General features: G+C 69.0%; 12 protein-coding genes and 3 pseudogenes. 10 read left to right on the top strand and 5 right to left on the bottom strand.

Features of this window, described 5'->3' with window-relative positions:
• The first annotated feature begins 671 nt into the window (after window positions 1-671).
• Both ACFVJX_RS02335 and ACFVJX_RS02330 read left to right on the top strand, forming a co-directional pair.
• Window positions 672-1,277, top strand: a complete 606-nt coding sequence (locus tag ACFVJX_RS02335) for a class I SAM-dependent methyltransferase (RefSeq protein ID WP_384124960.1) — start codon at window positions 672-674, stop codon at window positions 1,275-1,277.
• 401 nt (window positions 1,278-1,678) lie between these two features.
• On the top strand, window positions 1,679-2,464 hold the full coding sequence (locus ACFVJX_RS02330; RefSeq protein ID WP_384124962.1) for a GNAT family N-acetyltransferase: 786 nt from the start codon (window positions 1,679-1,681) through the stop codon (window positions 2,462-2,464).
• 2 nt (window positions 2,465-2,466) lie between these two features.
• Here the strand turns inward: ACFVJX_RS02330 and ACFVJX_RS02325 are convergent.
• Window positions 2,467-2,793 (bottom strand): annotated as a pseudogene (locus tag ACFVJX_RS02325) (ATP-binding protein); the annotation flags it as partial.
• A 13-nt stretch (window positions 2,794-2,806) separates the two neighbouring features.
• Here ACFVJX_RS02325 and ACFVJX_RS02320 point away from each other — a divergent pair.
• On the top strand, window positions 2,807-3,418 hold the full coding sequence (locus ACFVJX_RS02320) for a hypothetical protein (RefSeq protein ID WP_384124964.1): 612 nt from the start codon (window positions 2,807-2,809) through the stop codon (window positions 3,416-3,418).
• On the opposite strand, the gene ACFVJX_RS02315 is transcribed toward ACFVJX_RS02320, so the two are convergent.
• Window positions 3,404-4,534, bottom strand: coding sequence for a hypothetical protein (locus tag ACFVJX_RS02315; RefSeq protein WP_384124966.1), 1,131 nt, complete (start codon window positions 4,532-4,534; stop codon window positions 3,404-3,406). The two genes, ACFVJX_RS02320 and ACFVJX_RS02315, sit on opposite strands and share 15 nt — an antisense overlap.
• A gap of 283 nt (window positions 4,535-4,817) precedes the next feature.
• Here ACFVJX_RS02315 and ACFVJX_RS02310 point away from each other — a divergent pair.
• The 3 genes and pseudogenes from ACFVJX_RS02310 to ACFVJX_RS02300 all read left to right on the top strand — a co-directional run.
• Window positions 4,818-4,922, top strand: a pseudogene (locus tag ACFVJX_RS02310) (FKBP-type peptidyl-prolyl cis-trans isomerase); the annotation flags it as partial.
• Between the two features lie 778 nt (window positions 4,923-5,700).
• Window positions 5,701-12,918 carry an SDR family NAD(P)-dependent oxidoreductase gene (locus ACFVJX_RS02305; protein ID WP_384124967.1) on the top strand — a complete coding sequence of 2,406 codons (7,218 nt, stop codon included), beginning with the start codon at window positions 5,701-5,703 and terminating at the stop codon, window positions 12,916-12,918.
• A gap of 888 nt (window positions 12,919-13,806) precedes the next feature.
• Window positions 13,807-15,168, top strand: a complete 1,362-nt coding sequence (locus ACFVJX_RS02300) for a trypsin-like serine protease (protein WP_384124969.1) — start codon at window positions 13,807-13,809, stop codon at window positions 15,166-15,168.
• A gap of 498 nt (window positions 15,169-15,666) precedes the next feature.
• Here ACFVJX_RS02300 and ACFVJX_RS02295 read toward each other — a convergent pair whose 3' ends face one another.
• Window positions 15,667-16,935, bottom strand: coding sequence for an MFS transporter (locus tag ACFVJX_RS02295; RefSeq protein ID WP_384124971.1), 1,269 nt, complete (start codon window positions 16,933-16,935; stop codon window positions 15,667-15,669).
• Window positions 16,936-17,031: 96 nt separating this feature from the next.
• Between ACFVJX_RS02295 and ACFVJX_RS02290 the strand changes: the two genes are divergently transcribed.
• The 3 genes and pseudogenes from ACFVJX_RS02290 to ACFVJX_RS02280 form a co-directional block, all read left to right on the top strand.
• The gene (locus ACFVJX_RS02290; protein WP_384124973.1) at window positions 17,032-17,484 is read left to right on the top strand and encodes a winged helix-turn-helix transcriptional regulator; all 453 of its coding nucleotides are present in this window, start codon (window positions 17,032-17,034) and stop codon (window positions 17,482-17,484) included.
• Window positions 17,485-18,325: 841 nt separating this feature from the next.
• Window positions 18,326-18,778 carry a hypothetical protein gene (locus ACFVJX_RS02285; protein WP_384124975.1) on the top strand — a complete coding sequence of 151 codons (453 nt, stop codon included), beginning with the start codon at window positions 18,326-18,328 and terminating at the stop codon, window positions 18,776-18,778.
• A 38-nt stretch (window positions 18,779-18,816) separates the two neighbouring features.
• Window positions 18,817-19,218, top strand: a pseudogene (locus tag ACFVJX_RS02280) (transposase); the annotation flags it as partial.
• A 279-nt stretch (window positions 19,219-19,497) separates the two neighbouring features.
• Here ACFVJX_RS02280 and ACFVJX_RS02275 read toward each other — a convergent pair.
• Both ACFVJX_RS02275 and ACFVJX_RS02270 read right to left on the bottom strand, forming a co-directional pair.
• Window positions 19,498-19,833, bottom strand: a complete 336-nt coding sequence (locus ACFVJX_RS02275; protein WP_384124977.1) for a DUF3592 domain-containing protein — start codon at window positions 19,831-19,833, stop codon at window positions 19,498-19,500.
• A 453-nt stretch (window positions 19,834-20,286) separates the two neighbouring features.
• A complete protein-coding gene (locus ACFVJX_RS02270; protein WP_384124979.1) occupies window positions 20,287-20,613 on the bottom strand; it encodes a rhodanese-like domain-containing protein in 327 nt (108 codons plus the stop codon).
• A gap of 38 nt (window positions 20,614-20,651) precedes the next feature.
• Here ACFVJX_RS02270 and ACFVJX_RS02265 point away from each other — a divergent pair, with 38 nt between their 5' ends.
• Complete coding sequence (locus ACFVJX_RS02265; RefSeq protein ID WP_384124981.1) at window positions 20,652-21,266, top strand: TetR/AcrR family transcriptional regulator; 615 nt, start codon at window positions 20,652-20,654, stop codon at window positions 21,264-21,266.
• Window positions 21,267-21,278: the final 12 nt, after the last annotated feature.

The raw sequence follows: 21,278 nt of genomic DNA, 5'->3' as shown, positions 1-21,278 counted from the left end.
CACGCCGACCGCACAGTTAACGAAGAGCGTGTCGCACTCCCAGGGGTGGAGCAGAGGCGACAGTGGCTCTCATCCACCTTCCCGACCACGGCCCACTTGCCGCAGGCGGGGCAGCGCAGCGTGGTGCTCCTGGAGGGCTCCCGCTCGGGGGCGAGCTGAGCCATACGGGCGGTGGCGTAGCCCCGGTCCGGGGCACACTGGCACGGATCGTCTCCATGTCTTCGATGTACGCGTCTACGTGATCTGCGTCGCCCCCTCGTCGATCAACGGCATGAGGATCTCAAGGACGACGCCAGGACGAGCCTCGATAGCAGCCGCGTTAAGCGTGGCACCGAAGTGTCGTAGGTTGTTGCGGTCGTGGGAGAAAAGGTGATCGCCCCCTTCTCCTCGGGCGAGATGGCCACTCCGCGCTGGCGCAGCCGCATGATGGTCTCGGGGATCTGCCGCTCTCAAAGTCACCGATCCTGTATCTGAACGGGTCCGCGTCTTCGGGGCCTGGGACAGAGGAGTTGCCAGTCGACGCCCACGAGGCACGCCTTGAGGAGCACCTCCGTCGGCGCCTGGAGCTGGGGGACGGCGGACTCGAGCGCACGAGGCGGTGGAGTCGGGCACTGGAACTGTCCGAATGCCTGGAGATCAGGCCGTCAGCGACTGGTCGCTACTCTGTACGAGTGATCGATCCGAAGGCCCTGGCCAGTACCGCTGGCTATGGCGCAGCCGCCGACGCGCTCGTCGAGCAGTACGAGAGCGTCTCCTTCGCCGACGTCCATCGCGACGTACTGCACCTGTTCCCATCTCAGCCCGGCGCGATCCTCGACATCGGCGCGGGCAGTGGCCGCGATGCCGCTGCACTGGCCGGTCAGGGGCACGTGGTCGTCGCCGCTGAGCCCACTGCGGAACTTCGCGCGCTTGGTCAACACATCCATGCCGACCGGGATATCGAATGGGTCGACGACTCACTGCCCGAGATGAGGGTGCTCCGCAGCCGCGGGCAACGTTTCAACCTGATTCTTCTGACCGCCGTGTGGATGCATCTGGACGGACGTCAGCGGTCGCTGGCGATGGAGAGCATCGCCGGCATGCTTGCCCCCAGGGGACGTGTGGTCCTCTCCCTGCGGCATGGCCCCGTCCCGGCCGGGCGGCGGATGTTCAAGGTGTCGGCACACGAGACGATCGAGCTCGCCCGGATGCACGGTCTGAGTGTCGTGCACGTCAGCGAGCGTGAAGACCCGCATGGACGGCAAGGCCTGCGCTGGAGCTACTTGGCACTGGAATAGCGGACTGCCACCGGCTGACGAGGCCAGCGACACGGGGCGGTACCGACGTGACCGGGCATGATCAACATGCCCCGTCGGCTGAGGGCTGTACCGCAAAGAGCTTGACTTCGAGTGCGGAGCAGCCCGAAGAACTTAGCCGGCGACGTGCTCGGTCGATGGTTCGTCAGGTGCCCGGGGACTGAACGGAGTCGGCGAGCCTGTGGAGAAAGTCGATCTCCCGGAGAGCTATCCGCGGGTTGACGTGATGGAAGAACCTGGGTCCTTGGTGGTGGACGGTCACGCAGTTCTGATCCAGCTCGCTCTCCTCGTCCTCCGCCCAGCCGAAAGGACGGTCGCCGCCTTAATGTTCGCGTGGTGTCGACAGGCTCTTAATCACTTGACCCGGTCCGTACGGTGTTCGGATGAACGACGCTCTGATTAACGAACTCCGCACCGCTTATGACGCCCAGCTCCGTGGTGTCACCCCGCCTGGCGGCAGTACGCGCATCGAAAATGACGGCCCGTTGACCCGTGTCGTCGGGTGGCACCGTGGCTTTGTCACGGGCCCACGCGACCTTGGCGTGCGCGGGGCAGAACTCGACACGCTCATAGCGCGGCAGCGTGACTTCTACGCCGCCCGTGGTGAGGCGATCGAATGGAAGACTCGCGCCCATGATCTTCCGGCCGACCTCACCGACCGACTCACAGCGGCCGGCTTCGTCGCCGAGGACAGCGAGACCGTGCTCATCGGGCAGTCCGCAGCCTTGGCCGCAGACCCCGTCCTACCCGACGGCGTGACGATCCGTCGTGTCACCGCCAGATCGGACCTTCAGCGCATCAGCGCTATGGAGAGCGCCGTCTGGGGCGAGGACTGGAGCTGGCTCGCCGACGACCTGGCCGCCCGGATCGAGAACGCCCCAGAGAACACCGTCGTCCTCGTCGCCGAGGCACGCACCGAAGTCGTCTGCGCCGCCTGGCTGGTGTTCAAGGACGGCATCGACTTCGGCGGCCTCTGGGGCGGCTCTACGCTCAAGGAATGGCGCGGGCAGGGCATCTATCGGGCCATGGTCGCCCACCGAGCCCGACTCGCCGCTGACCGTAATGTCCCCTATCTATACGTCGACGCCTCAAGTGACAGTGCCCCAATCCTTACCCGCCTTGGCCTGCACGCAGTCACCACCACGACGCCCTACGTGTGGTCGCCCTGAACTCAGTCGGCCTTGGCTGGCTCTTCGGCCCGTGCGCGGGTGGTGGGGTGCCGGCAGGAGTCGGTGCCGGTCTCGATGACGGCGCCGTTGAAGGTGAGGCGGTCGGCGACGGCCGCGCAGAGGCGGGGGTCGGTGAAGGTCTTGGTCCAGCCGCCGAAGGACTCGTTGGAGGCGGTGGCGACGCTGTTCTTCTCCCCCCGTTCGGTCAGGACGTGGAAGGAGGAGTTCGGAGCCGCGACGGTCCTGTTCCATCTGGCCGAGCTCGTCGATGCAGAGGGGTCGACACGTACGTAGCAGGCGATGGTCTTGTTGAGGAGCTTCTCCCGCGCCACCCCGGAGGAGATGTTCACCGGTCAGTGGCAAAACCGTGCGAACAGGCTCGACGCCTACAAGCCCTACCTCGATCAGCGGTGGCAGGAAGGCTGCACCAATGCCTGGAGACTATGGGAGGAGATCAAGGAACAGGGCCATCCCTGCGGCTACGCCAGCGTCCGCGACTACGTCAGCAGAAATCTTCGCGGCAAGCCCGCAACCGATCGGCCCCCCGCACGCCGTCGGCCCGCACCGTCACGCGCTGGCCCCTCACCGCCCGAAGGCGCCCGACTCCAGCTCAAGGCCGTCCTGGCCAACTGCCCCGAACCGACGGCACTCTCCGAGCACGTGCGTTCCTTCGGCCACATGGTTGCTCGCCTCCAGGGCGACCGCTTGCCGACCTGGATCGAAGCCGCCACCTCCACTACCGACCTACCCAGCCTCCGACCCTTCGCCCAGCACCTCGAACGTGACCTCGACGCCGTCATCGCCGGCCTCGCACTGCCCTGGAACTCCGGCGCCGTGGAAGGTCATGGCAACCGGATCATTATGTGGAATCTGATCTGTCAAGCCCGTGCGGTCCGGTGCACGCAATACCAGGGTGCGGGTTGCGGCTACGTCGCTGGCTCATCGAGCCTGTGACGTTGAGAAACCTCGCCCGACGGCGACCATGTGGCGCATGACGGGGATCGGGATGAGAGGGTTGTGGGCAGCGTATTCGGCGCTGTGGGCGTCGAGAAGGAGTCTCACGAGCAGATCCGGCAGCAGGGACGGGTTCCTCCAGGCCCGCCAGCGCACACCCCGGTCCGGATCGGTAGTGAGCCGTCGCAGCGAGTCCGACGAGAGCCGGCGGTCCTCGCTGGCGGCCATGCGAACGAGCGGGTCTGCGTCCAGGCTCAACTGCTCGATCAGGGCATCCGTGGCAGTGGGGTCGTGGAGTGCGAGTGCCCGTAGGCGCGGGTTCGGATCGGTTGCGTAGCGAAGCAGGCCGTCGCGCGGAAAGTTCGGGTGGCTGCGCGGCCGTCCCGGGAAGGAGAGGCTGCCGTCCCACCATGATGCGACCTCCAGGAGCATCTCCGGCGGGGCATCGTCACAGGATTCGGCGAGAAACAGCCGTACAACGCGGTCCTCATCGCGAGCGAGCAAGGCGGCCACATCCTCGGGCAGGTGCGCAGCTCGCGCTACGCTGCGACGCACGAGCGGTTTCGGCGAAGCCGCGAGTTGGCGCATGGCTTCGGCGTCTTCGTGGAGGGCACCGATCCACCACAGCGCCGTCGTCTGGCCGCCCGGATCGATATCGGGTACCTCAGCGGCTGCGGCCGCGATCTCGTCGGGGGTCGCAGGCGGTGTGGCGTCGGGGTGCGGAGCGCGTCCGGTGCCACGGCCGCCGCGCGAGAGCCGTCGTGCTGCCAGATTCTCGTCTGCGAATTCCGTCAGCAGCTCTCGGTCGCGCGGGCTCTGCGCGGTGGCGATCAGCTGCTCCCACTGGTCCTCGGAAAGGTGGCCGCATTCGGCGGCGATGGCACGTACACGCCTTGAGGTGTGGACGACCGCCGCGTCCAGGACGTCGGGGGGCAGGTCCTCCCGCCACAAGAGACCGGGCTCGTCGGCGTCCAGGAGGTCAAGGAGGACGTCCACGGGTGCCGCGCGGTTGAAGCCAAGCCCGGACAGCCACGAGAGCCCCACTTTACGCTCGACGTCACGGGTTGAAGCGAGCATGCGCCAGGCGTCGGGCGCGTCGACGATGGTGTCTGTCACCGGGGAAGGCTAACGCCCGCGCGGCTCCTCCGGCGCGGCCGAGTGGGATGCTTGGCGCCCCGAAGTCTCCGTGCTGAACGCTCGGCAGAGACTGTCCTTCGTTCCGCCGCTGTGGTCAGCCGAGACCCCGCCACGACCTGCTGACGCCCAGCCGTCGAGCAGTGCCCATGGCCAAACTCATGGGGCCTGAGTTGCGACTCCTGCCTGCAATTCGACGGCATCGAACCGGGGTTCTTCGGAGGTACCCGAACCTGATCGCCCAGCCAGACGTCGGTAGCGCATACGGGTGGCGGCGATTCCGGCAAACCTCTCCTACGGCAGCCAGACCCCCGTCCCCGCTGATTCCGGAGGATCGACGTTGATCTTCGTCGTGGACCTGCTCGGCGTCCTAATCCTGTTCCTTGCCTTCCGTCCTCGATTGGCGTTTGCCGCTGAATCGCTCAACTGGGATTCCTCGGTCCTGGGGAACAGCTTTGCCTGATGCTGTGCTCCGACCAAGGCGCACGTGATCAAGCCAACGGCCGTGCGGACGTGCCGCCTGAGCTGTCCGGAGAGAAGTGCGGTCGGTGTCCTGCAGAGGCTCACCGCAGACGGGTCGACCCGCGGCGTGGTGAGTGCGACGGGGGATCCGTGTGCCGCTCGAATCCGCCGGCTGCTCCCGTGCCCGGGCACGGTCGGACGCTTCTACGAGGAGGACCCGCGAGCCGGAGCCGGTGTTGTTCGCCATAGCCTGCGAGCGCCTGGGTGTCGCCCCGGCCAGGGCGCTGATGGTCGAGGCGGCAGTCCGCACACAGATTTCGAGGGGGTGGTGTGCCTGCGCGACGGGTGTTCCATTGGTCTCTCGGATACCGGGCGTCGCCCATCGAAGGATGCGTCTCCCCCACCCCCGGGGCCCACCGCTCCGACCCCAATTCCAGCGCAGGGTCCCAGAGCTGACGGTACGTGTCACTCCGGTGACGCCGCGATGAATGATCGTTCCCTCCGGTGCGCGCCCCGCCCGCCGTCTCGCACTCATATGCGATCGTGTGGGTGAAGATGCGTGATCTTGTACGGGGGAACACCCAAGGAGGACGATCCATGAGCCGTCGGTCATCGATGTGCCGGACACTGTCGTGACCGCTGGCCGGGGTATGGGCTCCGGGGGTGGGGCGCCCAGGCAGGAGCCCGTGGCGATCGTCGGTATCGGGTGCCGATTCCCCGGCGGCATCGCCGACCCGCACAGCTTCTGGGACCTGCTCGCATCGAAGACCGACGCGATCGTCGATGTGCCGCAGGACCGTTGGAACGCGGACGCCTTCTATGACGCCGATCCTGCGACTCCCGGGCGGATGACCGTACGGCAGGGTGGCTTCCTGCGGTCGCGTGTCGACCGGTTCGACGCCGGCTTCTTCGGTATGACGCCGAGGGAGGCCGCCGCGCTGGACCCGCAGCAGAGACTGCTGCTCGAGGTCGCCTGGGAGGCGTTCGAGGACGCGGGGCTGCCGCCGGAGCGGACTGCGGGCACTGGCGTCGGGAGCTATGTCGGGGGCTTCACCTTCGACGCGGCGACGGCGCAACTAGGCCTCAGCGAACGCGACTTGATCAGTACGTCCACGCCGACGGGTGTCAGTATGACCATGCTGGCCGCCAGGCTGTCATACGCCTTCGACTGGCACGGTCCCTCCCTGACGATGGACACCGCCTGTTCCTCCTCCCTGGTGGCGTTCCACCACGCCTGCGTCGCGGTGTCGCGCGGTGAGTGCGACATGGCCGTGGCCGGCGGGGTCAACGTGATGACCAACCCTGTCACCACGATGCTCATGTCGAAGGGCCAGTTCCTCTCCCCCGACGCGCGCTGCAAGTCTTTCGACAGCCGTGCCAACGGCTATGCGCGCGGTGAGGGCGCGGGCATCCTGGTACTGAAGTCGCTGGCCGCCGCCGAGCGGGACGGCGACCGTATCCACGCGGTGGTGCGCGGCACCGCCGTGAACCAGGACGGTCGCACACCGGGTATCACCGTTCCCAGCGTCGACGCGCAGCGGGCAGTGATCCGTCAGGCGTGCGCCGCCGGGGGCGTCGAACCCACGTCGATCGGGTACTACGAGGCTCACGGGACGGGAACCGCCGTGGGTGATCCCATCGAGGCGAACGCCATCGGAAGCGTGCTCGGCGACTCGGAGCGCACGCACTGGATCGGGTCGGTGAAGTCCAACTTCGGGCATACCGAGGCGGCGGCGGGAGTGGCCGGTCTGATCAAGGCGGTGCTGTGCCTCGAACGCGGCGTCATACCGCCCAACCTGCACTTCGAGACGCCGAACCCGAAGATTCCGTTCGACTCCCTCCCGCTGCGCGTACCCACCGAGGCGGTCCCTTTCCCGGCCTGGAGCGGGCCGCGCCGGGCCGGGGTGAACTCCTTCGGGTTCGGCGGCACCAACGCGCACGCCATCCTGGAGCAGGCCCCCGCCGCGCCCGACCGAGCTGCCGCGACCGCCGCGGCCGACGCTGATTCCGCAGCAGGCTCCCCCGACGAAGGCACTCTGCGCCTACTGGCCCTGTCCGCCCGCAGCCCCAAGGCCCTGCGCGCCCTGGCAGACCGGTACGCCGAGTTGCTGGAGCGGCCAGGAGCGCCGTCCCTGAGGCGGGTCTCCCGGGCCGCCGCGACCCAGCGCCAGCACCACTCCTTGCGTACTTTCGTCGTCGCCGGCGATCCCGCGCAAGCTGCTGAGCAGCTACGGCGACTGGAGATCGGCTCCCGGCCCTCTTCCCGGCCCGACGTGGCGTTCGTATACACCGGGATGGGCCCGCAGTGGTGGGGTATGGGCGCCGAACTACTGCGGACGTCGCGGAGGTTCGCCGAGGCCGTCGCGGAATGTGACGGCGTACTGGCCCGCTTCGGTGTGTCGATCGGTGACGAACTGCTGCGGCCCGAGGCCGAATCCCGGCTGACCGAAACGCTGTACGCCCAGGTCGCCAACTTCGTGGTTCAGGCGGGACTCACCGCGATGTGGCGGGAGTGGGGCATCGAGCCCACGGCGATCGTCGGGCACAGCGTCGGGGAGGTGGCCGCGGGCTACGCGGCGGGCGTGTACTCGCTCGATGACGCGCTGACGATCTCCTATCACCGCGCGAACCTCCAGGCACGCCTCGCGGGCCGTGGAGTGATGGCCGCCGTGGACATGCCGGAGGGCGCGCTCCGGCCGTACTTGCCGGCCGGGGTGGGCGTGGCCGCGGTCAACAGCGCGACCGCCACCACCCTGGCGGGCGACGAGGAGGCCATGGACGAGGCCACCGCACGTCTTGAAGCCGTCGGCGCCTCCGTGAAGCGGCTCAGGGTGGAAGTGGCCTACCACAGCCACCAGATGGACGAGATCCGCGAGCCGCTGCTGGCCGCTCTGCGCGACATCCGGCCCCGTAAGGCGGAGGTCCCGCTGGTGTCGACCGTGACGGGCGACCTGGTCGAGGGGACCGAACTGGACGCCGAGTACTGGTGGCGGAACGTACGTCAGCCGGTACGGTTCGCCGACGCCGTGGGCCGCCTGTCGGCGCTCGGGGCCGGCGCGGTCGTGGAGGTCGGTCCGCACCCCGTGCTGGCCACAGCGATCGACGAGGCACTGTCGGGACGCGGCGGCGAGCTGGTTCGAGTGGCCTCGCTGCGGCGGGACCGGCCGCAGCGCCGGCAACTACTCGAAGCCCTGGGCGCCCTGTACGCGGCGGGCGTGGAGCCCGACTGGGAGCGGGTGCACCCCGGATCGCGCGACCATCTCGATCTGCCCCGCTACCCCTGGCAGCGGGACCACCACTGGACGGAGTCCGAGACCGGACGGGAGGCGCGGCTCGGTGGCGATGGCCCCCGGCTGGCGGGCCGCGGGGTCCGGGCGACCACCCCGACCCGGGATGTGCAGCTGTCCACGGCCGAGTTCCCCTACCTGCCCGACCACCGGATCGGGCAGACCGTGGTGTTCCCGGGCTCGGGGTATCTGGAAGCGGCGCTGGCGATGTTCCCGGACGAGGCGCCGGTCTCCTTCGAGGATGTCGTCTTCCAGCGTCCGCTGATCATCGCGCCCCACGTCGTTCCGACACTGCGTACGGTCTACGACCCGGAGAGCCATCTGGTCACACTCCACGCGCGGGAACGGGGTGATGAGTCATGGACGCTCCATGCGCGGCTGCGTCGTCCTGATCTCAGCCGTCCGCGTCCGCCCGCGGCCCGCGCCGAGAGCCTGGCGGAACTGACTGCCGGGCTTCCGCGTTGGGATCGCGACGAGATCTACGCCCGGCTGGACGACACCGGCCTGGAGTACGGGCCCGCGTTCCGGGCCGTCGAGGGGATCTGGCACCGGGAGTCGACCGGAGAGGTCTTCGCCGAACTCAGTACCGCCACCGTCGATATGGAGGGATACCGCCTGCACCCGGCGCTGCTCGACGCCGCCCTCCAGGCCATGATCGCCGGCGCTCTGCGCTCGGCCACCGATGTCACGGGGGCCACGTACGTCCCCGCGCACATCGCCGAACTCCGCTTCCACCGAGCGCCGGGCGAGCGACTGTGGGTGCATGGAAAGGACCGCCGCAGCACGGTCGACGGGCGTATCGAATGCGACCTCACCCTGGTCACCGACGACGGCGAGGTGGTCGCGGAGGTCCTCGGACTGCGCGCCCAGCGCATGGCGGACAGCCGGTCCGAGGAACGTAACGGCCCGCCGGAGCGGTACTACGAGCACGCGTGGCTCCCTCGGCCCCTCGAAGGCACCGGCGGCGCCGAAGGCGTCTGGATCGTCGTCGGCGCAGCCGGGGCCGCCGCAGGCATCGTCCGGGAACTGGAGGTGCGGGGCGGGACGGCTGTCCACGTCTCACCGTACGAGGGTGACGGGGACGGGACCGGCTCCGCCCCGGGCGCGGACGACTGGCCGGGGCGGGTAGCCGCACACGCATCCCGCGTGCCCGCCTGCCGCGGCGTGATCTACATCCACGCTCCCGAGAACAACGACGACACCATGGCGTGCTCCCCCGTCGCCGACCCGCTGCGGCTGGTGCACGCCCTCCCCGCCTCCGCCACACGCCTGTTCCTTGTGACGTCGGGCGCCCAGAGCGTGAGCGGGGACGACGCCACGAGCGATCCGTTCGCCGCCTCCTTGTGGGGCTTCGGCAGGGTGGTCGGCGCGGAGCGGCCTGAGCTTCGGTGCCGGCTTATCGACCTGGACTCCGACGCTTTCGGGACGGATGGCAGCGGGACCGAAGCCTCCGGGGCCCCAGACCGCTCCTCCGCTGCCGTACTCGTCGCGGAGCTGACCCACGACGGTTTGGACGAGGTGGCGCTGCGCGGCACCGAGCGGTACGTACGCCGTCTTGAGCATGCCGGTGAGGGCTCTGCGCTGCACCACGTGACCGTGAACACCGAGCGGACACCCGTACGCCTGGTCGCCGACGGCACCGGGGTGGACGCCCTCCGCTTCGCGGCGACGGCCCGCCGTGCGCCCGGCCCTGCGGAGGTCGAGATCGAGGTCTCCCATGTGGGCCTCAACTTCAAGGACGTGTTGAAGGCCACCGGCCTGCTGGCACCCGCTGCGCGGGAGGGGAGTTACTCGCAGGACACCCTCGGTCTCGAATGCTCGGGCACCGTGGTCCGGGTCGGCGAAGGGGTCTCCGGCGCGGACGCGGGCTCCGACGTCGGCTCCGGACTGTGCGTGGGTGACGAGGTGTTCGTTCATGCCAGGGACCTGTTCCGCTCCCACGTGACTGTCGACACCGTCCGCGTCGTCAAGAAGCCGACGACGCTCTCGCTCGCCCAGGCCGCCTCCCTGCTCCCCGCCGTCACCGCACACCAGTCGCTGGTGCGGCTGGCCGGGGTGCGCGCCGGGGAGCGGGTGCTGATCCATTCGGGAACAGGCGGCGTCGGTCTGGCCGCGGTACGCATCGCGAAGACGCTGGGCGCCGAGGTCTACGCAACCGCCGGCAGCGAGGAGCGCAGGGAGTTCCTGCGTCGTGAGGGGGTGTCGGGCGTCGCGGACTCGCGTTCGACGTCCTTCGCCGATGACATCCTGCGCATGACGGACGGTGAGGGGGTGGACGTCGTCGTCAACGCGCTGGCGGGCGAGATGCTGCACAAGAGCCTGGGGCTACTGCGCCCGTTCGGCAGGTTTGTCGAGCTGGGCAAGGCCGACATAGCCGCGGACCGTGCCCTGCGGTTGAGCCATTTCCACCGGGCCCTCTCCTTCCACGCCTTCGACTACGACCAGATGATGCTGCTGGCCCCGGAAGCCGTCCGTACGTGCATGCGCGAGATGGCCGAGCTGTGTGAGCGCGGCGCGTTCGAGCTGCCGCCGGTCACCGAGGTACCGGCCGGACAGGTGAATGAGGCGTTCAGGTCGATGGCCGGCCGCGACCGCGTCGGCAAGACCGTCGTCGGCTTCACCCACGAGCGGGTGACCGTACCGGCGACCTCCCTGGCGGCCTCGGCCGCCGTCGTAGCCGAATCCGCCTCCGCCCCGGAATCCGCTCCCGCGGACGCCTCCGCAGACGCCGCCGAGGATGCCTCCCCCGTGAGGTCCGACAGCACCTACCTGATCACCGGAGGCTTGGGCGGCCTGGGACTCGTGGTCGCCGACTGGCTCGCGGAGCAGGGCGCACGCCACCTCGTACTTCTCGGCCGCAGGGGCATCGCCACCAAGGAGGCCGAGCGAGTGGTCGGCGATCTGACGGCCCGCGGCGTCGAGGTGCGTGTCGAAAAGGCCGATATCGCCGACCGCGCCGGGGTGGCGGACATGTTTGCCCAGGTACGCGCCGAACTCCCACCGCTGCGGGGCATCGTGCATGCCGCGGCGGACTTCGACGACGTGGTGCTCGCGGACGCCAATCCCGCGCGACTCCTCGCGGCTACCCGCCCGAAGTCCGACGGCGCCTGGAACCTGCACCTCCAGACGCGGGAGGACGACCTCGATTTCTTCCTGCTCTTCTCCTCGATCGCCGCGCAACTCGGCGCTGCGGCCGCGGGCGCCTACGCGACGGCCAACGAGTTCCTCAACGGGCTCGCGCGCTACCGCCACGCCCACGGGCTGCCCGCGACCAGCGTGGGCTGGGGAATGATCGACACGGTCGGCGTGGCGGTCAGCCGGGACGGCACTGTTGGAAACATCCTGCGTCGCAACGGCCATATCGGCCTGGCGCCCGGGCAGCTGGTGGCCGAGCTGGGGACCCTGCTGCGCACCCGGCCCGTCGAGGGGTCGGTGGCCAACGTCGACTGGCTGCGCTGGGCGCAGGCCAATCCACAGCTGGCGCCGCTGCCGGCTTTCCGCTCGCTGGTGCCGGAAAGCGGGCGCGAGAGCGAGGGCGAGGCGTCGGTCTCGCGCCGCCTGCGTCAAGTCACCGGCGAGGAGCGCCTCCAGCTCCTCTCCGAACTCCTCGTCCCGCTGTTGCACCGGGTGACGGGGCTGTCCGAGGAACAGCTGCGCGACCAGCAGAGGGTGGACATCGACTCGCTGATCGGCGTCGAACTGCGGGTGCTGCTCCAGAACAACCTCGGGGTATCGATCCCGGCAGTGCGGCTCCTTCGCGACCTGTCGGTGGACCGCCTGGCCGCCCTGCTGGCCGAGGAACTGGACCGGGAACCCGCGGACACCTTCCGCCCGCAGGAACGTATCTCCGCGCACACCTTCCCTTCGGCCGACGGGCTCAGCGTCTACGGCCACCTCAGCGTGCCCGCGGGCCCGGGCCCCCACCCGGCGGTGGTCGTGTGCACCTCGGGCGCGGGCGGAGCGCTGGACGGCAAGGGCAGGTACGCCCACGTCAGCGAACACGCGCCGCTGCATTCCGCCGGTTTCGCCGTCCTCACGGTCGACCAGCGCGGCGCCCCGGGCCACGGCGACGAGTACGCGGCGCGCGGCGAGATGGGCGGCGGGGACATCGACGACGTCGTGGCGGCGGCCCGGTATCTTGCGGACCTGCCGCGGATCGACGGGGCGCGGCTGAGCGTCGTTGGCACCAGCAGGGGCGCGTACTCCGCCCTGCTGGCATTGGCCCATGAGCCCGCACTGTGGCAGCGTGCCGTCCTCATCATGGGCCTGTACGACCCGGCGCGGCTCGTCGAGGCGGAGACGTCCGGCGCCGGCGGCTTGCTCCCGTCACACCCCGGTGTCGGCCCTGACGAGATCCGTGCTTACTTCGCCGATCCTCGGCGACAGCCACTGCGGTCGCTGGAGACGGTCGAGGCGCCACTGTTTATCGTGCACGGTGATGCCGACGAGGTCGTACCCCTGTCGCAGGCGCTGGAACTGGCAGGGCGAGCCGAGCAACTCGGACTTCCCGCGCGTCTGGTGACCGTGCCGGGCTTGGGGCACGACAACGAGCACGCCGGTGAGGACTGGCTCGAACTCTGGCCGCGTATCGCAGAGTTCTTGGAGGGGCAGACATGACGGCCGAGCGTTCGCTCAGATGTCGACCAAAGCGAGTCGCCCGAGAGGAAGGGCCTCGTAGGCTCCGTAGGAACGTAGGGGACTTACGACGCCTTGATGAACCTGATACCTGCGGTCGCCTCCCGTGATGCCTTCGAATGCCTCGTCCCGGCGTCGGCCGGCTCCCCCGGCGCGGGGGGTGCCGTAACTGACGTCGCGCGCCCGCCAGGGGTTACGGGACGGCCCTCGGCGTCATGTCAGCGCTGCTCCGAGAGATCCTCATCCTGGAGCAGGCCGCCGCCACACTGATGAGACGGCCCCCACGGCCGAGCGCTGCACCCGTTCGGGGCCCTCCTCGATCTGCGGCCTCCCGGCGGGGAGGTCTCACACCAGTCCGAATTAGTGCTGCCCGCCTGCCAGATTGCCGTCACCCTCACCCTCACCCTCACCCTCACCCTCACCCTCACCCTCACCCTCTGGATGATCAGCGCCTTCTGCCCTCGGCCCGGCCGCTGGCTGCGGTGGAAGTTGTTCTGCCGTGTCGCTTCACGATCGTCAAGCTCACCGGTCCTCGTGCTGATCACCTTCTGCGGGCCGACCAGCCGGCCAAGAAAGTCCGCGTCGGTGCCGCACTGCCGCTGCCGCCCTGACCCAGCCAGAGACTCGTACGCCGAAGCCCACGCAACACCGTCACCCCCATTCGTGTCGGACGCCGTTCGTGTCGAAGGCGCCGTCCTGCCCGTCCGGATGCCGACAGCTCTGTGCTCGCAGGCCGTGTCGGAATTACGCCGCATGGCGCCTTCCTTGTCTGCCATCACGCCGAAATGTCCGGGCAGAAGCATCATTCACGCGGCTTCGGCAATGCCTGTGTCTCCGACGTTCTACACACGGGAATCAAGGAGCCACCCAATGGGCCACAGAAGTGCCGGAGCCGCACACGCTGCTTTGACAGCGGTGGGAGCCCTACTGCTGACGGGCCTGCCCGTCGCGTTCGCCGCCGAGCCGTCAACACCTATGACCGCTGCCCCGGCCCCGGCCCCGGGAGCCGACAAACCGTCCGCCGCCTTGCTGAGCGCACTGCAGCGCGATCTCCACCTGACGCCCCGACAGGCGCGCGAGCGGCTGAGCAACGAGGCAGAGGCAGGTGCGCGCGCCGGCCACCTCCAGATCGCCCTGGGTAACAACTTCGCCGGCGCGTGGGTGCGCGGCGGGGAGTCCGAGGTTCTCACTGTGGCCACCACCGACGCGGCTGATGCCCCCGCCATCGAGTCCGCGGGTGCCGAGGCACAAGTAACGCAGTACAGCCTCGGCGAACTGCGGCTCGCCGCGGCGAAGCTGGACCAGGCGGCGGCCGGCACCAAGGGCCTCGACACTCCTGTGCGATACGTCGACATCCGCAGGAACCGGGTGGCGGTCCAGGCTGCCAGGAGCAGTGCCGCGGAAGCCCTCATCGCGGCGGCCGGGGTGGACCGGGCCATCGTCGACATCAACCTCTCCCCGGAACGGCCCCGCGCCCTGTACGACATCGTCGGCGGCGACGCCTTCCACGTCGAGGCGGGACGCTGTTCCGTCGGTTTCTCTGTCACCAAGGGGGACGAACAGGGTTTCGCCACGGCCGGACACTGCGGAAAGCCGGGCACGGCTACGACCGGCTTCAACGAAGTGGCGCAGGGCACCTTTCAGGCGTCCACCTTCCCGGGCCAGGACACGGCCTGGGTGAAGACAGGGAAGGACTGGACAGCGACACCGCAGGTCAAGGGTGAGGGTGGCGAGAATGTTCAGGTGGCGGGCTCGACGCAGGCCCTCGTAGGCGCGGCCGTCTGCCGTTCCGGCTCCACCAGCGGCTGGCACTGCGGAGAGGTCGAGCAGCACGACACCTCGGTCACCTATCAGGAAGGCACCGTCGATGGGGTCACCCGGACCACGGTATGCGCCGAGCCCGGCGACTCCGGCGGCCCCTACATCTCGGGCAGTCAGGCCCAGGGTGTCACCTCGGGAGGCTCGGGGGACTGCACCGGCGGCGGCACCACGTTCTTCCAGCCAGTCAATCCGCTCTTGGAGAAATACGGCCTCGTCCTCATGACCGCCGCAGCCGAGAGCAGCGCCACGCCCGGCGCGGAGACCGACCAGGGTTCCTGGTCGCCCGGCCACGTCTACCGGGTGGGTGACGAGGTCACGTACGACGGAGTCACGTACCACTGCGTCCAGTCCCACCAGGCACAACAGGCCGGGCAGCCTGCGGCCGCACCGGCCCTCTGGGAACGTGCCTGACAACGTGGCGACAGGTCGTCGCCGTGGGACGGCGCCGTGGCCCCATGTTGCCTGCGCACCACGCGGACCGAGCCCGCCGCGCTCGACCAGGGGGTGACCCACGGCGGGGACAGCCACACCCTGCGCCTGACCGCCTTTCCCTGAGGACCATTCCTTGAGTGTGTGGCAGGCACCTCCGTGGCCCGACGTTGTTCACCGTGCCGACGACGCCTTCGCCCGCACCCACGATGACCCCGCCCGTCCCCCGGCGGAGCCCGTCCAACCATGAGCGCGTTCGTATACGGGCTCTGCTTTCCATGGTCGACGGCCATATCGGTGGTGCCGTCGTTTGGGCTGTGCAGCGGCGGAGGAGGTGGACGGTCGGAACGACTCCGTGGCGGAGTAACGAGATGCCTGCGCGGTCGGCCATCAGTTGTTTCCGCAGCTTGGCGTCGGTGATACGGCCTTCGTTGAGCCGGAGTTGTCTGGGTGGCGGTTCCGTGGGCGACGGCGTGCCGGTCACCTCGAAGGGCTCCGGCGAGGCCCGCGAACGGTGGGGTCCGGGGTGCTGTGCCGCGTGAACGCCCACAGCACCAGCCCCAGGCAGCTGAACGCTGCACCCAGTGCGCACACGGCGCCCCAGCCGGCCACCGTGTAGAGGGAGGTTGCCGCGATGGCGCCGGTTGCGCTGCCGATCGAGTAGAAGACCATGTATCCGCCGATCAGTCGGCTGCCCGCGTCGGGGTGCAGCGTGTAGATGAGGGTCTGGTTGGTGACGTGGACCGCCTGCACGGCGAGATCAAGAAGGATCACCCCGACGACCAGGGCCCACAGCGAGCTGCGGGTGAAGGCCAAGGGGAGCCACGAGGCGGCGAGCAGTGCCAGGGCGATGCCGGTGGTCCGCCGGGAGAGTCCGCGGTCGTTCAGGCGGCCCGCGGCGGTCGCGGCCAGGGCGCCGGCGACACCGATCAGTCCCAGCGCCCCGATCGCGCTGTGAGACAGGAAGTACGGGGACTCGCTGAGCGGCAACGCGATGCTGCTCCACAGGGTGCTGAAGGCGGCGAAGATCAGCAGGCCGAACAGGGCCCGGAGCCGGAGCAGTCGCTCCCGTGCGAACAGGGTGATCGTGGAGCGCAGAAGCTGTCCATAGCGCAGGGTCGCCGACGGAGCGTCGCTGTGGCGTGGCAGCACTCGGTACAGGACCAGGGAGAGCAGAGCGGTGAGCGACGCCGAAGCGAGGTAGACCGAGCGCCAGCCCGCGAGATCCGCCATGAGCCCGGAGGCGGTGCGGGCGAGCAGGATTCCGATGACCACGCCGCTCGTGACCAGACCCACGACCCGTCCGCGTCCGGCGGGAGGGGCCAGCGATGCGGCAAAGGCCACCAGCGTCTGCGTGACGACCGCGAGAAGCCCAGTCGCAGCCATGCCCGCGAGCAGAACCGCTGCGGTGCGGGCGGCGGCCACCACGGCCAGCGCCACCACCAGAAGCAGTAGTTGGGCAACGATGAGCCGTCTGCGGTCGGCCACGTCACCCAATGGGACGAGGAAGAAGAGTCCCAGCCCGTATCCGACATGCGTGAGGGTGACCACGCTGCCGACAAGCGCTGGACTCATCGCGAGATCGTGCCCCATGGTCACCAGGAGCGGCTGGGAAAAGTAGACGTTGGCCACCGCGGCCCCGCAGGCGACGGCGAACAGTATGACGACGCCACGCGGCGGGACGGGCGCGGTACCGTCCCCGCTTCGGGCCTCGGTTCGTCGTGTCACGGTCTCACCGTCGCCGGGCATCAGCACTCCTCAGCTCACCTGGTTTTATCTTGCTACCAATGGTGACGGTAACTTTATTGGTAGCATGTTGCAACCGTCACTAGAGAGAGGGACGCCATGGTGGCCAGGACGCGCTTCGACGACAGTGAATGCCCCGTCGCCCGGTCGGTGGACGCGATCGGCGACTGGTGGTCCCTGCTGATCGTGCGGGACGCTTTCGATGGAAGCCAGCGCTTCGGGGAGTTCCAGCGCAGCCTCGGCGTGGCAAAGAACATCCTCACCGCGCGTCTGCGCACCCTTGTCGCCGGCGGTGTCCTCGAGTCCGTCCCCGCCTCGGACGGCAGCGCCTACCGCGAGTACGTACTGACTCCGAAGGGGAAGGCGCTCTTCCCCGTCATCGTGGCACTGCGACAGTGGGGCGAACAGAACTTCTTCACCCCCGGCGAACCGCGCTCAGAGCTGGTCGACCGCCAACAGGGACGTCGCCTCCGCGGACTGGAAGTGTTGTCTGCGGACGGGCGACGACTGGACCCGGACGACACCATCGTCCACAAGGTCTCCAGCACGTGATCTGAGCCGGAGCCCTGGTGCCGACACGCCGTTCCGCCGCGACTTCGGGCCAGGTGGGCCGAACGGCGCGAGGTGTTACGGCGCGTGCTGTAAAGGCGTCCCGGGCCAGCGGCGAGTCGGCTCACACGGCGTCCCGGGCCGGCCGGGATTCGGTCCGGCATGTGCCGCTCCAGAGGACCGATGGCTCACACGTTCTCAACTGGTGCCCGATCGCCTGCGGTGCGGGGCCGGCGACCCTTGCCCCCGCGAGATCGAAGCGGGCGGCCATGTCGAGGCTAACCTCGCCGTACGGGCGCACATGGGACCGGGACAGCGGGCTCGGGCCGCGCCGGTTGGCGGGGGCGAAGAAGGCGAGCCCGCTCCGGCTCGTCCAGGACACCCAGGAGCAGCAGGGTGTCGCGCGGGCCGGGACCGACCGCCAGATTGTGAGGCAGAGTACGAACACCCCTGCCCGTCGCGCCGGTTCGGGGCGATCTCCCCGCATGTGCCGCAGGTGATCACGGAGTTCGGGCCACTGGAGGACTCCACGACGTTCAGACCCTCCTCGATCTCCCGCGGGAGATTCCGCAGCCGCAGGTACCGGTTCCGGGCAACGAACCCACGGCAGGCTGCACCACTTGGCGGCCGCCGACCACCCAGGCCTCCTCGCGTTTGAGCCGATTGCGCAGGGCCTGGAGCGGCACAACCTGAGGTCGCGCACCGCGCCGACGAGCGACGCCGGAGCTGCGTAGTGCGCCTGACCTGCGGCTACCAGCGCCCCGGCCTCGACCACCAGGCGGTTGGTGTGACGGGAGGCCGCAATTCACATAACACTCGTTATGTCTTCGGGTAGCATGACCGCATGACCCATGTAGACGCAAAGCAGAATGCCGAACCGGGGGCCGCGGACGAGGATCTCGTCCGGCACCTGGTCGACGAGATGTACGCGACCGTCTCCGGCCCGGCGGGGCCGCGCGACTGGTCGAGGGACCGTGAGGTGCTGCACCCCGAATGCCGCCTCATGCGGATGGCGCGAGACGAATCCGGCCGGTCGCGCCTGGAGGTACTGACCCTGGACGGTTTCATCGAGGCAGTCACGCCGTTGCTCGCCTCGACAGACCTGCACGAGATCGAAGTTGGCAGCGAGATCCGACTGTTCGGCGACATCGGTCACGTGTGGAGCTCCTACGTGGGCAAGCACTCCCCGGACGATGTCGAACCAGCGTTCCGCGGTGTCAATTCGATCCAGGTCTATCGCGACACCGGTGGCCGATGGTGGATACGCAGCATGCTCTGGGACAACGAGTACGCCTGACTAGGAGTACGCCTGTCTGGCCAACTGATCGTTTCAGGGTGACCTCAGCTGCGGGTCCCGCACTCGACGATCTTGGTCGGCGGGGTGTTCGAGTGCACGCCGATCTTGTTCCTGACGATCTGTGGGAGCGGGTGGCCGCGCTGCTGCCACCGGCTCCCGCCCGGCACTGCCCCCATCCCGGGCGGTTGCGTGTTCCCGACCGAGTGGCGCTTGCGGGCGTCGTGTAGGTGCTGCGGACTGGTGTCGCGTGGCGCGATGTCGCTGCGGAGACAGTGGCTGCTCCGGGGTTACGGGCTGGCGCCGGCTGAGTGACTGGACGGAGGCCGGCGTCCGTCCCCGCCTGTACGCCGGCCTGCTGGCCGAACTCCGTCTCGCTGACCTTATTGGAGCTGGGCAACTGCTCCGTGGACGGATCACACGTCCGGGCCCTCACAGGGGGATCACTGCATCCGCGTTGTCGCTGGACGGATACGAACTCCGAACAGGCAGAGTGCGGAGACAGAGCACGTCTGCGCGTGGGACGAGGCGACCGTCAAGCTCGTGACTTCCCGCCTCGACCAGCCGTTTCAAGGCGTACGCGAGGCCGCCAAGGCGTGCACAGATGGACGCCGCCGTGGCAAAGGTCGGAGCCACCCTGTGCGACGCCCGGGGCCTGTGACGTTGCGGCCAGGAAACACCCGCGGGCAGGGCGTCCCGCGCCCGTGGGAGGGGGTCACTGATCAGTGAGGAGCACCCAGGCCATCACCGACGTGAACACCGAAGAACTTCCGATAGAAGCGGTCCATTCGCGCGACCTCTGGATCGGCGGGCAGGTAGCGCACCGGGACCTCAGCACCCACCGGGAACTCCCGGCCCCCAGCGGTCCGGGAAACGAACATGTGCCGTCCGCCCTGTGCGTCATGGAACTCGATCACTTCGGAGACGTCGCGACCCTTGCTCGCGAGGTTCTGGTGGCTTCCGACCACCCTGCCCCGGACGCGTAGCCCTTTGCGCCTGAGGCGGCCCTGTGTCCACATCTCTCGCGCGCCCAGTACCAGCGCCAGCAGGCCCGCCACCAACCCTACGATCGGCACCGCTGCCTCGCCCCGCCGCACGGTGTGCGACTCTCCGGATGTCCACGGTCGTAGTAGTAGCCACGTCGGCCGGGCACAAACGGTTCTCGGAGAGCAGGGGGCGAGCGGTGAACTCCCCCGACGGGCAGCCTTCTTGGCCGGGCTCGGTACTGCGGGGTGGGCGCGGGGGCTGCCCCGGCGGCCGGTGTACCGACCTTCCCGCGGACGTCAACCCGCCCAAGGCCGGGAAGGTGTACAGCGCCCCCGCCTCACGGGCGGCCAGCCGTCCAAGTCCATCCGGGAATTGGGCCTTCACCTGGTTGCCACTGATGCTCATCACGCCACCATCGTCCACAGCAGGTGATCACCCTTCAGATGAGGCCCATGCAGTCCCGTAATGTCCACCGCGTGCCGCCGGGCGAGAAATCCGCGGGAATCCTCACCCGGCGGCTGGGATCAGGCAGATTCGACGGGAAGGCCGGCCTCAACCCAATCCTGGATGCCCTCGCGGTACTTGCGGACGTTGGTGTAGCCGAGCTTGGTGAGTCGGTCGGCGACCTGTCCGCTGTTGGGGCACGCCGCGTTGGAGCAGTAGGTGACGATCGCGGCGTCGCGGTCGGGGAGCACGGCGGGCGCCTGGGCCTCGACATCGGCCAGGACCAGCGCCACGGCTCCGGGCAGATGCTGCTGGGCGTAGTACTCGCCGCCGAGCGCGTCGACGACGGTCACAGTGCCGGCCTCGATCGCTTTCGCCAGATCGTCGCGGGTGATGAGAGCGGTCATGCCACTACCTCCTAAGAGAATCGGACTACAGTCCTGTTATGACTCACGACAGTAACGGACTGCGGTCCGGTTTGCCAGTCCCGCTGGAACTCCTGCGGACGCCGCCGCCCACGGAGCGTGCAGACGCGGCCCGCAACCGAGCCGCGGTGTTGGAAGCAGCCGCCCAGCTCTTCGCCGAACAGGGCGTCGACGCGGTCTCCATGGACCAAGTCGCCGCAGCCGCCGGCGTAGGCAAGGGCACCCTGTTCCGCCGCTTCGGCGACAAGTCGGGACTGGCCGCCGCACTGCTCGACGCCCGTGAGCGCGTTCTGCAGGAAGCCATCCTGTCCGGGCCTCCCCCACTCGGCCCCGGAGCCCCTGCGGACGAACGCCTGGCCGCATTCCTCAACGCCTACTTCGACTACCTGCTGGAGCATCTGGCGCTGGTCCGGATGTCGGAAACCGCCACGCCTGGAGCCCGGTACAGGATCGGGGCCTACCGCTTCTGGCACCGGCATGCGGCGATCCTGCTCGCCACTACACCCGACCCCGACTACACCGCCCACGCCCTGCTCTCCGGCCTGGCAGCCGATCACGTCACCGCACTCCTGCCGGAGCTCGGCGAGCAGCGGATCCGAACCGGCCTGCTCAATTCCGCCCGATCGGCGATGTGACAGCGACTGTCA

The organism is Streptomyces sp. NPDC127177, from assembly GCF_042672475.1.
GTDB lineage: Bacteria > Actinomycetota > Actinomycetes > Streptomycetales > Streptomycetaceae > Streptomyces.
Note: the sequence above shows the minus strand (reverse complement) of the source record. Positions and strands in the feature narration are given on the sequence as shown.

Bases quoted from the DNA above. Each gene is read 5' to 3' on its own strand.
- ACFVJX_RS02330 (WP_384124962.1), top strand. From the start codon at position 1,679: ATGAACGACGCTCTGATTAACGAACTCCGCACCGCTTATGACGCCCAG.
- ACFVJX_RS02290 (WP_384124973.1), top strand. From the start codon at position 17,032: ATGGTGGCCAGGACGCGCTTCGACGACAGTGAATGCCCCGTCGCCCGG.
- ACFVJX_RS02270 (WP_384124979.1), bottom strand. From the start codon at position 20,613: ATGACCGCTCTCATCACCCGCGACGATCTGGCGAAAGCGATCGAGGCC.
- ACFVJX_RS02285 (WP_384124975.1), top strand. From the start codon at position 18,326: ATGACCCATGTAGACGCAAAGCAGAATGCCGAACCGGGGGCCGCGGAC.
- ACFVJX_RS02300 (WP_384124969.1), top strand. From the start codon at position 13,807: ATGGGCCACAGAAGTGCCGGAGCCGCACACGCTGCTTTGACAGCGGTG.
- ACFVJX_RS02320 (WP_384124964.1), top strand. From the start codon at position 2,807: ATGTTCACCGGTCAGTGGCAAAACCGTGCGAACAGGCTCGACGCCTAC.
- ACFVJX_RS02295 (WP_384124971.1), bottom strand. From the start codon at position 16,935: ATGCCCGGCGACGGTGAGACCGTGACACGACGAACCGAGGCCCGAAGC.
- ACFVJX_RS02265 (WP_384124981.1), top strand. From the start codon at position 20,652: ATGACTCACGACAGTAACGGACTGCGGTCCGGTTTGCCAGTCCCGCTG.